The organism is Synechococcus sp. HIMB2401, assembly GCF_042883245.1.
Classification (GTDB): domain Bacteria; phylum Cyanobacteriota; class Cyanobacteriia; order PCC-6307; family Cyanobiaceae; genus Parasynechococcus.
Genome location: NZ_JBDJKK010000004.1, coordinates 74499 through 86387, shown reverse-complemented (window position 1 = coordinate 86387; position 11889 = coordinate 74499). Strand labels below are relative to the sequence as shown.

The window sequence follows — 11889 nt, the reverse complement described above, 5'->3', positions numbered from 1 at the left end:
TCACCATGAATTCGGATGCTCCCGAAGGGTGGCGCGGGTCAGCAAGACCGTACAAAACCTTTGCGTGAACGGCCGTCAAAGGTGCGGCGATCCCCCCCCGTTGCCCCTGGCGAATCCTTGGCAGACTTTGCCGAAGCAGTGCGCAACGCCGACGATGGCCTTCTTCGATTCCGACATCGTTCAGGACGAAGCCAAGCGCCTGTTCAGCGATTACCAGCAGCTGATGCAGCTGGGCAGTGAGTACGGCAAGTTCGACCGGGAGGGCAAGAAGAAGTTCATCGAGACGATGGAAGAGCTGATGGGCCGCTACCGGGTGTTCATGAAGCGCTTTGAACTCTCGGAGGATTTCCAGGCCAAGCTCACGGTGGAGCAGCTGCGCACCCAGCTCAGCCAGTTCGGCATCACCCCCGAGCAGATGTTTGAGCAGATGAACTCCACCCTGGAGCGGATGAAGGCGCAGATCGAGCAGCCGCCCTCTAGCTGAAACAGCCCCAGCTGAACCAGCTCGAGCTGAGCCAAGACTCTTACGATCGCCAGCGCTTGCTCGTTGCGCCTCCCCATGCTGGACTCCATCCTGTCGTTGCCGGATTGGTTGGCCCGGGGCATGGCCGACCTGTTCCCGGCCGGGGATCCCAGTGATGCGGATCAGGCCCTGGCGGCCCGGTTGGCGCAGGCCGACAAGGAAGGCCGGCCGCTGCGGGTGAAGCTGGGCATCGACCCCACTGGCAGCAACATCCACCTGGGTCACAGCATCCTGTTCCGCAAATTGCGGGCCTTCCAGGACGCGGGCCACACGGCGGTGCTGATCATCGGAGATTTCACGGCGCGGATCGGAGATCCCACCGGCAAGAGCGCCACGAGGGTGCAGCTCACCAAGGAGCAGGTGGCCGCCAACGCCTCCACTTATTTGCGCCAGTTGGGGCAAGACCAGCCGAAGGAAACGGCGCTGCTCGATTTCGAAACCCCCGGCCGTCTGGAGGTGCGATACAACTCCGAGTGGCTGGAGGGCATGGACCTGCCGGCGGTGATCGGCCTGCTCGGCACAGGCACCGTGGGCCAGATGCTGGCCAAGGACGACTTCTCCAAGCGCTACGGCAGCGGCACGCCGATTGCGCTGCATGAGTTCCTCTACCCGCTGCTGCAGGGCTACGACTCGGTGGCGGTGAATGCGGATGTGGAGCTGGGCGGCACCGATCAGAAGTTCAACGTGGCCATGGGCCGCGACCTGCAGCGCCACTTCAACAAGGGCACCCAGTTCGGGCTGTTGCTGCCGATCCTGGTGGGTCTGGACGGGGTGCAGAAGATGAGCAAGAGCCTCGGCAACGTGGTGGGCCTGGAGGAGGATCCGCTCTCGATGTACTCCAAGCTGGAGAAGGTCGGTGATGCGGCAATCGACGACTACGTCACGTTGTTGACTGATCTGGACCTGGCTTCGTTGCCGGAGAACCCGCGCGAGAAGCAGAAGGCGATGGCCCTGGCGGTGACCGCCAGCCGCCACGGCATCGAAGCCGCCCAGAAGGCCCAGAGCGATGCCGCCACCCTCGTGGGCGGCATCGGTGACGCCGGCGCTGATGTGCCCGAGGCCTCCCTGGCGGAGGTGAACTTCCCTGCCAAGGCCTTTTATCTGTTCAGTGCCGTGGGCATCTGCGCCAGCAGCAGCGAAGCCCGCCGCCAGATCAAAGGCGGCGCGGCGCGGCTGGAGGGGGAGAAGATCAGCGACCCCAACCAGGAGTTCGCCTCAGCGGCGGAACTGGAGGGCAAGGTGCTGCAATTGGGCAAGAAGACCTTCCGACGTTTGGTGGGCTGATGACCTTGCATCCCGCAGACCCCGCCGATCGAATCATCGTGGCCCTCGATGGCATGGCGCCCGAACAGGCGCTGCGCTTTGCCGGCGAGGTGGAGGGGCTGCGCTGGGTGAAGGTGGGCCTGGAGCTGTTTGTGCAGGCCGGCCCGGAGGTGGTGGCGCAGCTGCGTGAACAGGGGTTGCGGGTGTTTCTCGATCTCAAATTTCACGACATCCCGGCCACGATGGCTGGTGCCTGCCGGCGGGCGGCGGCGCTGGGGGCCGAACTGATCACGGTGCATGCCTGCGCAGGCAGCGAGGCACTCAAGGCGGCTCAGGCTGCGGCAGTGGAAGGGGCCCAAGGGGCTGGCCAGCCCGTACCAACGTTGCTGGCGGTGACGGTTCTCACCAGTTGGGAGGAGCAGCGACTGCAACGGGAACTCGCCATTGCCCAGGGCATCGCCGAACGGGTGCCGGCGTTGGCGCAGCTGTCGGCGACTTCCGGCATCGGCGGGTGTGTGTGTTCACCCCTGGAGGCCGCGGCATTGCGGGCACAGCACTCCGAACCGTTTGCCTTGGTCACCCCAGGCATTCGCCCCAAAGGGACAGCGGTAGGTGATCAGGCCCGGGTGATGGGGCCGGCAGAGGCAAGTGTCGCCGGTGCCAGCCAGCTGGTGATTGGCCGGCCGATCACCAAGGCCGAGGATCCCAGTGCGGCATTTGCTGCTTGTTGCGGAGAGCTCCTGGGCTGATCGCTGTTGGCGGCAGTGCTCAAGACTTCTGCCCGATCTTGGGTTCGGTGCCCGCAAGCAGCCGCTCGATGTTGCTGCGATGGCGCCAGAGCACCATCAGGCTGGCCACAAGTGACACCACCACGTAGGCGCTGCTGCCGCCGGAGATCAGCATCAGCAAAGGCAAACCGATGGCGGCCACCACGCTGGAGAGCGACACGATCCGGAAGATTGAGATCACGGCCATGAACAGGCCAAAGCAGGCCAGTCCCACCGGCCAGGCCAGGCCGAGAAACAGGCCCAGGCCGGTGGCCACCGCCTTGCCGCCCTTCCAGCCCAGCCACACCGGCCAAATGTGCCCAGCCAAGGCCGCCAGGCCCGCCAGCACCTGCAGCCAGTCACTGAGGCCAACGCTCTTCGCCAACAGCACCGCCAGGGCGCCTTTGCCCACATCAATCATGAACACCACCAAGGCTGGGCCCTTGCCCACGTTGCGCAGCACGTTGGTGGCGCCTGTGCTGCCGGAGCCGCACTCGCGCAGGTCGATGCCCTTGAGCCAGCGGCCGGCGAGGTAACCGCTGGGGATGGCTCCCAGCAGGTAGCCGATGGTCAGGAGCAGCAGGGCAGTGAGGATCACAGCAGGTCGTCGTCGTCGAGGCGTTCACCCGGTCCGGCCGCGAAGGCCAGCCAGAGGGGGAACTGAAGCACAGGGATGTCGACGCTGCGCTCGGCCGCATCGATCAGGATCAAGGGCACTTCCCCACGCTCCTCCAGCCGGTCGGCCCGCTCCACCAGGGCTTCCGGCCGTTCGAACAGCACGATGCCGCTGCTGGGCCCGAAGTCTTCCCGGCCCAGGCCCAGGGCATCCTGCAGGCCGCGCCGCCATTCGCCGAGCCGTTCGGGGCCGCCGGCCAGCACCAGGCACTGGAACTGATCGCCGTACAGCTCACCGATCACCGCGATCAGGGCCGCGCTCACCAGGATGTTGCGCGGCCGGGTGCCGCGGCTGGGCTGGGCGCCACGTCCGCCTTGATTGAAGAACCAGTCCTCCAGCAGTGCCGTGTCGCGCGCGTCGATGCTGCGCCGCAGGTTCCAGGGGTCGGCGTAGACGTCGGGTTGTTTGAAGAAGCGCTCCAGGGTCTGGCGGATCAGCTCTTCATCGGGGCGGAAGGTGTCGGCCACTGCGAGCGGCGGAGTGCTCTCACCGGCCTTCTCCGGCGCCGCTGCGTTGTCTGCCGCCTGATCGAGGGGGGAGGGCTGCACCACCATCGGCTGCACCACCAGCTCCAGGTTTTCCACGCTCTGCACCAGGTCTTGCAGGGCGCCGCCCAGGTACTCCTGGAAGCCCTTCACGCGGCGGGCGATGGCGTCCGATTGGCCGGCGAAGTTGGCCTTCAGCTCGGTCTCGAGTTGCTGCTTGCGGGAGCTGAGGGCGTTGATCTCCGCTTCCAGGGCATCGCGGCGGTCCTGCAGATCCTTGAGGGCCAGCTCCATCACGAGATTGGCTTCTGCGGCGGCGGGCTCGGTGCTGGTGGTGTTGGCGGGTTCTGCGCTGGTTTCGCCGCTGGTTTCCGCCGGGGGCTGCTCCGGTTCAGGCGCCTGGGGGGTCAGGTCGGTGTCGTCGGGCATTGCGTCAGCTGCCGTGCTCTCCATCCCTCCATTCCAGCCGAACAGGCCGCAGAAAAACAGGTGGCATCAAAACTGCGACAGGTATGCACGAAATTGCATGGATATCGGAACGAAATCGTCTCGAAATCGTGCTACTGCTCGCTATTATTCGTTTTGTCTTCGGGGTCATCTTTCGGTACTTCAAGCGCTCCCACCCGTAGTTCCAGCTGTTCCCGCAGCTCCTTGGGGCTGAACAGGATCGGCAGGAAGTGAATGCTCTGGGTTTCGCGGAAATAAAACAGGCCCGGAAGCCAGGGGGCGAACAGCTGCCAGCTCAGCCATTGGTCGTAGGGGAAACGCCGCAGCTCGCGGCTGTTCTGCCACACGATCAGAGCGTCTTCCTTGAATTCCAAGCGCAGGCTGGCGCTCTGGATCAGCAAAAACAGGCCGAACAACACCACCACCAAGGTGGGCCAGGGCGAAAGCGGCAGAGGCAGCAGTGCCAGGCCAAGGGCCACCACCAGCAGCGGTAGCCGCACGTCTGGCTTGAGGGTGACGGGGGAGGGGGTTGAACTCATGCTCCGAACAGCGCCTGGGTGAGAACGACATCCATCAAGGCCACCAGGATCAGGATCATCACCACAGCGCCGGTGGTGCTGGTGCCCACTTCCTTGGGACCGCCGCGGGTGGTCAGGCCCCAACCGCAGGCCACCGTGGCGATGATCAGCCCGAACACCAGGGCTTTCACCAGCATGAACGGCAGGTCCAGCGGGTTCATCCAGGTCTGCACCGAGGTCCAGAACACCGCCGGCGGGATGTTGTAGAGGGCCGTGCTGGTGAGTTGGCCCGACCACACCGCCACGAAGAAGAAGAAGAAGCACTGCACCGGTGCCATCACCACCATGGCGATCATCCGGGGCACCACCAGGTACTCCACCGGGTCGGTGCGCAGCATGGTGATCGCATCAATCTGTTCGGTCACCTTCATCGTGCCCAGCTGGGCCGCGTAGGCGGTGGCCACCTTGCCGGCCAGCAGGCAGGAGGTGAGCATGGGTGCGATCTCCCGTGCCAGGCCGATCGCCAGGATGCCGCCCACCGTTGATCCCGCTCCCTGGCGGGTGAGTTCTGCGGCCACCTGAATGTTGAACACCGAGCCGGCGGCCACCGAGATGATCAGCACGATCAGCAGGCTGCCGGGGCCGGCCTCCAGCATTTGCTCAAACAGCTCTCCCCGATTGATGCGGCCGCGCAGGGTGGCGGCCACGGCCTGGCCTCCGATCAGCAGGCTGGTGCCCAGGCGTTTGATGGAACGGGGCGTGTTCATCCGGCGGCCTTCTGCAGGTGGGCTCCACGGTCGGGCCAGCCTCGCATCACCACAAGGCCAAGCAGCACAAGGATGGCGGGAATCAGACCCATGCAGAGGCGGATCGCCAGCAGGGCTGAATCCGGCTGTTCGATGAAACTCAGTGCTCCGCTGCAGTTGCCCCCCTTGGCGGAGATGTAGCCGGTGAGCGAGAGCAGGCTGCCGAACACCGACATGGTCAGGCCGATGATCAGCTTCTGGCCGAACACCATCCAGGCGGTGTAAAGCCCGGCGGGTTTGCTCGGATCAGCGTCGATCGCATCGGGCAGCAGCGACCAGGGGATCAGATAGGCCGTCGCTGCTCCCACCCCCACCAGGGCGATCAGCCCCACCAGTGGCAGCAGCTGCAGCGGGCCGGGATCCGCCGCCAGGGGCGGGAACAGCATTGAGATCAGGCAGGCGCTGATCCACAGCCCCGCGCCCCAGCGCAGGGTGGCGACGCGGCCGATGCGGTTGCTGAGGTTGCTCCAGAGCTGAAGCCCCAGCAGGGCGGCGATCTGGAAAGGCAACAGGATCCAGGTGGAGAGGTTGGCGGGCACATGCACTACCTGCACCAGCCAGATCAGGGCCACCACCTGCATCAGTTGCAAGCCAAACCAGAGCAGCAAATACAGCCCCAGCACCTGGCGGAAACGGGGGTTGGCCATCACCCGCTTCAGCTGCTGCATCGGCGGTTCGTTGTTGGGCACCGGCCGTTGGGCCCGCTTGGCGTAGGGGGCCAGCCCCCAGCAGCAGAGCAGCGTGGTGGTGGCGGCGATGCTGCCGGTGATCCGGCCCATGGCCAGGTAGCCCCCACCTCCGTCGGTGAGCACCACCGAAGCCACGATCAGTCCGCTCAGGCCCGCCAGGATTGATCCGGTGAACCGCGCCGCATTCAGGCGGGTGCGAATGGCGGTGTCCGGCGTGAGTTCGGTGCTGAGGGCCGCGTAGGGCAGGTTGACACTGGTGTAGGCGGTCATCAGCAACACCGCCATCACCGCGTAATACGTGGTGCGCTGCAGTCTGTCGCCCGGGGGCACCCACCACATCGCCGTCAGGCTGATGCCCAGCGGCAGGGCTGCGGTCAGCATCCAGGGCAGGCGCGGGCCCCAGCGGCTGTGGGTGTGATCGCTGAGCCAGCCGATCAACGGATCATTCAGCGCGTCCCACACCTTGCTCACCGTGAGCAGAGAGCCGGCGATGAAGGCCGGCAGGCCAGCGGCGCAGATGAAAAACGGAAAGAGGTAGAAGCCCAGCTGAGTGGCGGCAAGTCCGGTGCCGGCGTCGCCCAGGCCGTAGGCCAGCATCAGCCTGCGGCGGGATCCCTGCAGGGATGCGTCGGTCGGTGTCACGCGGAGGCTTCGGGCAGGCGGATTGCCATAATGAATGCGTGCTCACGACACCACCAGCCATTGGGGCAGTGGTTCGTTTGTACTACGCGGGTGTTGTGTAATGGTAAGACCTCAGCCTTCCAAGCTGATGACACGGGTTCGATTCCCGTCACCCGCTCTGATCACAACCGCAGGCCTGAGGTTTCCTCCTCGGCGAGCAGCAGCACGAAGCTCCGGCTCTGCAAGGGAATCTCAACGCCGCTGAAGCTGGCTGGCTCGGCTGGGAAATCCTTGGGGCTTGGCAATGAGGTGTCGATCACCCGTTTCCAGGGGGAGGCCGGAACCGGCAACTCAAAGCTGAGGCTTTCCTTGTAGGCGTTGAAGCCCATCCACAGCAGCGCCCCGCGGCTGCCGCGGTGGAGGCTGGTGGCCGTCGTGCGGCTCCAGGCGGCCCAGTCGGGTTTGGCCAGGTTCACCCCGTGCCATTGACGCCAGAGATCGCTGCGCTGCTCCGATGGTTGTTCCGCTGATTTGCGGTTGCTTTCCCGTGGCGGCACCAAGGGATTGAACAGTTGCGGCAAGCACTGGCGCAGCCGCAGCAGCCGCTGCAGAAATTGCTTCAGCTCCAGGTCGCACTGGTCTTCATTCCAGACCATCCAGCCCAGGGGGCTGTTCTGGCACCAGCTGTTGTTGTTACCCCCTTGGCTGCGGCCCACTTCATCGCCCATCAGCAGCATCGGCACGCCACGGGCCAGCAGCAGCGAGCTGAGCAGGTTGCGTTGCTGACGCCGCCGCAGGCTTTGCACTAGGGGGTTGCTGCTGGGGCCTTCGATGCCGTGGTTCCAGCTGTTGTTGTGGTTCTCGCCGTCGCGGTTGTCTTCGCCGTTGGCCAGGTTGTGCTTGCGGTTGTAGCTCACCAGATCCGCCAGGGTGAAGCCGTCGTGGGCGGTGATGAAGTTCACCGAACGCCCCAGGGCCACGGGCTTGCCGTCATAGAGATCGGGACTGCCCTTGAACCGCTGGGCCAGGCTCCAGGTGCTGTGGTCGTCCCCTTTCCAGAAGCGCCGCACCCCGTCGCGGAAATGGCCGTTCCAGGTGCCGATCCGCTTGGCGGGGAAGTCGTCCAGCCGATAAAGACCGCCGCAGTCCCACGGTTCGCTCACCAATTTGAGATCACTCAGCTGCGGGTCCGCCTCCATTGCCGCGAACAGGGGCGGCTCATTCAGGGGTTTGAGCTGGTCGCCGCGGCTGAGGGCAATGCCCAGATCGAAGCGGAAGCCATCCACCCCCAGTTCCAGGGCCCAGCAGCGCATCGACTCGAGGATCAGTTGGGTGCTGATCGGCGCATTGGCGGCGATCGAGTTGCCGCAGCCGCTCACATCCTGATAGTCGCCGTCCTCGTTTTGGTGGTAGTAGACGTTGTCGGCACAACCTCGCCAGCTCAGGGTGGGGCCATGTCGATTGCCCTCGGTGGTGTGGTTGTAGACCACATCCAGCAGCACTTCGATGCCGGCGTCATGGCAGGCGGCCACCAGCTGGCGCACCTCATGGCGGGCCTGCAACGGATCGCTACTGCTGCAGTAGCCGTGGTGGGGTGTGAACCAGCTCAGGGGGCTGTACCCCCATACGTTGTCGCGGCCCGGGGGGGCATCGGCCGGGTCGAAGCAGAACACCGGCAGCAACTCCACCGCCGTGATGCCCAGCTCCTTGAGATAGGGCAACTTCTCGATCAAGCCCAGGTAGGTGCCGCGGTGTTCCACGGCGACCCCGGCATCCTCACGGCGGGTGAAGCCCCCCACGTGCAGCTCGTAGATCACCGTGCGTTGCCAGCTGTGGCGCGGGCGCGGATGGGCCTGAAAGTCGAACAGATCCCGTTCGCACACCACCGCCTTGAGGCAGGCATGGGCGTTGGGTGAGGGGCCGGTGGCCAGCACCCGGTCGTAGACGTCCCACCCACTGATGGCACGGGCGGCGGGGTCCAGCAGCACCTTGGAGGGCTGGAAGCCATGGCCCCCCGGCGCCAGCGGCCCGAAGACCCGGTAGCCGTAACAGCAGCCTTCGCCGACCCCCTCCACTTCCACGTGCCAGTAGTCGCCCGAGCGGTGACGTCGACCGTCAAGTTCGATCACCCGCTCCGGGCTGCGATCGTTGCCGTTGCTGTAGAGCAGCAATTCAATGCGGTCGGCCCCGGGGGCCGCCAGCACAAAGTTCACACCTCGTCGGGTGAGGCTGCTGCCCAGGGGCCAGGGAGAACCGGGGTGAATGCCACTCAAGGCCCGTTGGGGCATCTCGACTTCAAACTAGTGGTTTGGTCCGTTGTTTTGAACCAATGGCGATGACCACCACACTTGAGGCCGGCCGGCCGCCGCAGCAGCTGCGTGACGACCTCTGGTTGTTTCCGCCCAACCGCGACAGCCAGGGCGGCAGCTCCTGGTGGCTGGATCTGGATCCCGAGCCCGTGCTGGTGGACTGCCCGCCGTTGACGGAGGCCAGCCTCACGGCTCTGCGCCAGCTGGCGGGAACCCGCAGCCCGAGGATCCTGCTCACCAGCCGAGAAGGCCATGGGCGCTTGCGTCGCGTTCAGGAGCGCCTGGGATGGCCGGTGCTGGTGCAGGAACAGGAGGCCTATCTCCTGCCCAATGTGGAGCCGTTGGACACCTTTGCCGAGGAACACACCACGGTGAGTGGTTTGCGGCTGTTGTGGACGCCGGGGCCGACGCCGGGGAGCTGTGTGGTGTTCGCCCCAGCACCAAATGAACTGTTGTTCTGCGGGCGTTTGCTGACGCCATGGGCTCCGGGTCAGCTCGCGCCGATGCGCCATGCCCGCACATTCCACTGGCCCAGACAGCTGAACAGCTTGGCCAGGCTCAGGGATTGGATTCCTTCAGATGCCAGTCCCCAACTGCTTTCTGGGGCTGCGCTTGGTGCCTTGCGTGGGGAGCGGCTCGTGCCCTTCAGCGGTTGGAGCGATGCGGCGGACAATAGCTAAAGCGTTGCGGCACAACACGTTTCGCTTGCAGCAACCGGTTGCTCTCCATACGATTGGGCCGCTTGGGGAAGGCAGCGGCGAGCCCACGACGCCGTATCTGAGCCGTCTCCCGCCCCCCGACTCTCTCTAACCAATGAACAAAGCTGATCTGGTGAATCTGGTGGCTGCTCGCACCGAGCTCACCAAGACCGACGTTTCCATGGTTGTCGACGCCGCCATCGACACGATCATCGACTCCGTGGTGGAAGGCAAGAAGGTGTCCATCCTCGGTTTCGGTTCCTTTGAGCCCCGTGAGCGTTCCGCCCGTCAGGGTCTGAACCCCAAGACCGGCGAGAAGATCGCGATTCCCGCCAAGCGCGTTCCCGCCTTCACCGCCGGCAAGATGTTCAAGGACCGCGTTCAGGGCTGATCAGCGCCTCAACCTCGTTCTCCGGGCGGCCCAGTGGGTCGCCTTTTTTGATGGCTGTTCAGATGAAGGAACTTCCGGAGCATCTGCAACAGCATCTGGAGCGGGGGCGATCCTTGGCAGCCGCCGGTGGCTACCGCGGCCGTTTCGCCCCATCTCCCACGGGGGTGCTCCACCTCGGCAACCTGCAAACGGCTCTGCTCTCGTGGTTGGCGGCCCGTCAGGCCGGTGGTACTTGGTTGCTGCGCATCGATGACCTCGATGCGCCGCGCAACCGCGCCGGTGCCATCGAGGCGATCCAAAGCGATTTGCGCTGGCTGGGTCTGGAATGGGATGGACCGGTGCTTCTCCAGAGCGAACGGCGTGGCATCTACCACTCCTGGTTGTCGTGGTTGCGCCGATCCGGATGGTTGTTCGCCTGTCGCTGCTCCCGAAGGCAGCTTGCCGGTCAGCCGATCTATCCCGGCGTCTGCCGGACGGCTGGGCACCACTGGGGCTGGCAGCAGCAGCGGCTCCCCAGTTGGCGCCTGCGGGTGACTGATGACGATCCCCACGGCAGTGGCGATGTGGTGGTGCGGCGAGCCGATGGCTTCATCGCCTACCAGCTCGCCACCGTGATCGACGAACTCAGCTTCGGCATCACCGATGTGGTGCGTGGTGCTGATCTGCGCGAGGCCCTGCCAGCCCAGCGAAGTGTTTTTGCGGCCCTAGGTGAATCACCGCCCCAGTTCCGGCATGGGCCGCTGCTTTGTGATGCCAGCGGCCAAAAACTGTCCAAGCGTGAGGCCAGTTCCGGCCTGGAACCGCTCCGTGCCGCGGGGCTCGATGCGGCTGCGGTGATTGGTCGCTTGGCCTCAGGGCTTCAGCTGCTGGATCCTGGTGCGCGCCTGAGTGCAACAGAGTTGCTCGAACACTTGACGCAGCAAGAGATCAATGCAGTGATTTCTTAAGGAACACTTCGGGATCAGCGGCGGGTTTTCCACCCACACTGAATTCATCGTCTGATCCTTGGGATCATGTGCACGTGCACCGTCTGTGGAGGCAGTGGGATGCAGCGGGTGTCGGGGGACCGCTTCCGCACCTGCATCGTCTGTCTGGGGACCGGTCAGATCAGTTCAGCGGTGCAGTCGGCACCGTTGAACCACCAGCCCATCAACACCCCAGGTCTGGCCAAACTCAGCTGTCCTACCCGGCCCCTGGCTTGATCCTCAGCCCAGGGGAGTCTTCTGATCGTTCTGGATCACGAAGTAGGTGGCCGTCGCCACAACTATCAACAGCGGCACCGCGGTGAACAGCAGCAGGGCAATGGCGGTCCAGTCGGTGTACACGGCGGGGCGATGGGTCGAAGTTGAGGCATCATCTCAGCAAATCGCCCCCCTGAGCCCTGCTCGCGCGCTCCGTCACAGTCCTGCTGCTCCTCGCCATGGCGGCCCCTGTGGTGCGTGCATCGCCCTTGGCAGCCTTTCAGGCCCGAGCCAGGCGCTGCTTGGAGGGCCATCAGCCTCAGCTCTGTGAACAGGCTTTGGTCGAGGCGGAGGCCCTGCAGCAACAGGCGTCAGCCAGCAGTGCCTATCCCTGCCAGACCCTGCTGTTGGGGGTTCAGGCGGATCTGGTGATGCAGCAGCTGCGGGCGGGCCGTGGCGCCGAGGCCATTGCTGACCTGCAGGCGGCGACCTGCGGCTGCGCTGGGCTCTGACGC

14 protein-coding genes and 1 tRNA gene are annotated in these 11889 nt (G+C 65.1%); 9 read left to right on the top strand and 6 right to left on the bottom strand.

Going from position 1 to position 11889, the window contains the following annotated elements; translation table 11 throughout:
- Window positions 1-154 precede the first annotated feature (154 nt).
- The 3 genes from AAXE93_RS09845 to pyrF all read left to right on the top strand — a co-directional run bounded on the left by AAXE93_RS09845 (window position 155) and on the right by pyrF (window position 2535).
- Entirely contained in the window at window positions 155-484 is a 330-nt protein-coding gene (locus AAXE93_RS09845) for a DUF1825 family protein (protein ID WP_115131845.1), read from the top strand.
- Window positions 485-559: 75 nt separating this feature from the next.
- The gene (gene tyrS / locus AAXE93_RS09840) at window positions 560-1807 is read left to right on the top strand and encodes a tyrosine--tRNA ligase (RefSeq protein ID WP_390130395.1); all 1248 of its coding nucleotides are present in this window, start codon (window positions 560-562) and stop codon (window positions 1805-1807) included.
- Window positions 1807-2535: an orotidine-5'-phosphate decarboxylase gene (pyrF, locus tag AAXE93_RS09835; protein ID WP_390130393.1), complete on the top strand. Its 729-nt coding sequence runs from the start codon at window positions 1807-1809 to the stop codon at window positions 2533-2535. Before tyrS ends, pyrF begins: the two co-directional genes overlap by 1 nt.
- Window positions 2536-2554: 19 nt before the next feature.
- Here pyrF and plsY read toward each other — a convergent pair whose 3' ends face one another.
- From plsY to AAXE93_RS09810, 5 genes are all read right to left on the bottom strand, one after another.
- On the bottom strand, window positions 2555-3151 hold the full coding sequence (plsY, locus tag AAXE93_RS09830; protein WP_115131847.1) for a glycerol-3-phosphate 1-O-acyltransferase PlsY: 597 nt from the start codon (window positions 3149-3151) through the stop codon (window positions 2555-2557).
- Window positions 3148-4167 (bottom strand): DUF3086 domain-containing protein, encoded by a 1020-nt coding sequence (locus tag AAXE93_RS09825; RefSeq protein ID WP_390130390.1) that lies wholly within the window; start codon window positions 4165-4167, stop codon window positions 3148-3150. The genes plsY and AAXE93_RS09825 overlap by 4 nt, the downstream gene beginning before the upstream one ends.
- 107 nt (window positions 4168-4274) lie before the next feature.
- On the bottom strand, window positions 4275-4700 hold the full coding sequence (locus AAXE93_RS09820; protein WP_390130388.1) for a DUF3119 family protein: 426 nt from the start codon (window positions 4698-4700) through the stop codon (window positions 4275-4277).
- Window positions 4697-5446: an MlaE family ABC transporter permease gene (locus AAXE93_RS09815; protein WP_390130386.1), complete on the bottom strand. Its 750-nt coding sequence runs from the start codon at window positions 5444-5446 to the stop codon at window positions 4697-4699. The genes AAXE93_RS09820 and AAXE93_RS09815 overlap by 4 nt, the downstream gene beginning before the upstream one ends.
- Complete coding sequence (locus AAXE93_RS09810) at window positions 5443-6771, bottom strand: MFS transporter (protein ID WP_390130667.1); 1329 nt, start codon at window positions 6769-6771, stop codon at window positions 5443-5445. Before AAXE93_RS09810 ends, AAXE93_RS09815 begins: the two co-directional genes overlap by 4 nt.
- Before the next feature lie 131 nt (window positions 6772-6902).
- Here AAXE93_RS09810 and AAXE93_RS09805 point away from each other — a divergent pair.
- Window positions 6903-6973: transfer RNA gene (locus AAXE93_RS09805), tRNA-Gly, on the top strand.
- A gap of 4 nt (window positions 6974-6977) precedes the next feature.
- Here AAXE93_RS09805 and AAXE93_RS09800 read toward each other — a convergent pair.
- Window positions 6978-9083 carry a glycogen debranching protein gene (locus AAXE93_RS09800; RefSeq protein ID WP_390130384.1) on the bottom strand — a complete coding sequence of 702 codons (2106 nt, stop codon included), beginning with the start codon at window positions 9081-9083 and terminating at the stop codon, window positions 6978-6980.
- 41 nt (window positions 9084-9124) lie between these two features.
- Here AAXE93_RS09800 and AAXE93_RS09795 point away from each other — a divergent pair, with 41 nt between their 5' ends.
- The 5 genes from AAXE93_RS09795 (at window position 9125) to AAXE93_RS09775 (ending at window position 11886) form a co-directional block, all read left to right on the top strand.
- On the top strand, window positions 9125-9784 hold the full coding sequence (locus tag AAXE93_RS09795; protein WP_115010048.1) for an MBL fold metallo-hydrolase: 660 nt from the start codon (window positions 9125-9127) through the stop codon (window positions 9782-9784).
- Window positions 9785-9917: 133 nt separating this feature from the next.
- The gene (locus tag AAXE93_RS09790; RefSeq protein WP_006850925.1) at window positions 9918-10193 is read left to right on the top strand and encodes an HU family DNA-binding protein; all 276 of its coding nucleotides are present in this window, start codon (window positions 9918-9920) and stop codon (window positions 10191-10193) included.
- 62 nt (window positions 10194-10255) lie between these two features.
- Window positions 10256-11140, top strand: coding sequence for a tRNA glutamyl-Q(34) synthetase GluQRS (gene gluQRS / locus AAXE93_RS09785; RefSeq protein WP_390130381.1), 885 nt, complete (start codon window positions 10256-10258; stop codon window positions 11138-11140).
- A 66-nt stretch (window positions 11141-11206) separates the two neighbouring features.
- Complete coding sequence (locus AAXE93_RS09780; RefSeq protein ID WP_115080922.1) at window positions 11207-11395, top strand: hypothetical protein; 189 nt, start codon at window positions 11207-11209, stop codon at window positions 11393-11395.
- Between the two features lie 218 nt (window positions 11396-11613).
- On the top strand, window positions 11614-11886 hold the full coding sequence (locus AAXE93_RS09775) for a hypothetical protein (RefSeq protein ID WP_390130379.1): 273 nt from the start codon (window positions 11614-11616) through the stop codon (window positions 11884-11886).
- Window positions 11887-11889 lie beyond the last annotated feature (3 nt).

Excerpts from the sequence above, each read along its gene's own strand:
- AAXE93_RS09845 (WP_115131845.1), top strand. The coding sequence starts at position 155 with ATGGCCTTCTTCGATTCCGACATCGTTCAGGACGAAGCCAAGCGCCTG.
- tyrS (WP_390130395.1), top strand. The coding sequence starts at position 560 with ATGCTGGACTCCATCCTGTCGTTGCCGGATTGGTTGGCCCGGGGCATG.
- pyrF (WP_390130393.1), top strand. The coding sequence starts at position 1,807 with ATGACCTTGCATCCCGCAGACCCCGCCGATCGAATCATCGTGGCCCTC.
- AAXE93_RS09825 (WP_390130390.1), bottom strand. The coding sequence starts at position 4,167 with ATGGAGAGCACGGCAGCTGACGCAATGCCCGACGACACCGACCTGACC.
- AAXE93_RS09820 (WP_390130388.1), bottom strand. The coding sequence starts at position 4,700 with ATGAGTTCAACCCCCTCCCCCGTCACCCTCAAGCCAGACGTGCGGCTA.
- AAXE93_RS09815 (WP_390130386.1), bottom strand. The coding sequence starts at position 5,446 with ATGAACACGCCCCGTTCCATCAAACGCCTGGGCACCAGCCTGCTGATC.
- AAXE93_RS09810 (WP_390130667.1), bottom strand. The coding sequence starts at position 6,771 with ATGCTGGCCTACGGCCTGGGCGACGCCGGCACCGGACTTGCCGCCACT.
- AAXE93_RS09800 (WP_390130384.1), bottom strand. The coding sequence starts at position 9,083 with ATGCCCCAACGGGCCTTGAGTGGCATTCACCCCGGTTCTCCCTGGCCC.
- AAXE93_RS09795 (WP_115010048.1), top strand. The coding sequence starts at position 9,125 with ATGGCGATGACCACCACACTTGAGGCCGGCCGGCCGCCGCAGCAGCTG.
- AAXE93_RS09790 (WP_006850925.1), top strand. The coding sequence starts at position 9,918 with ATGAACAAAGCTGATCTGGTGAATCTGGTGGCTGCTCGCACCGAGCTC.
- gluQRS (WP_390130381.1), top strand. The coding sequence starts at position 10,256 with ATGAAGGAACTTCCGGAGCATCTGCAACAGCATCTGGAGCGGGGGCGA.
- AAXE93_RS09780 (WP_115080922.1), top strand. The coding sequence starts at position 11,207 with ATGTGCACGTGCACCGTCTGTGGAGGCAGTGGGATGCAGCGGGTGTCG.
- AAXE93_RS09775 (WP_390130379.1), top strand. The coding sequence starts at position 11,614 with ATGGCGGCCCCTGTGGTGCGTGCATCGCCCTTGGCAGCCTTTCAGGCC.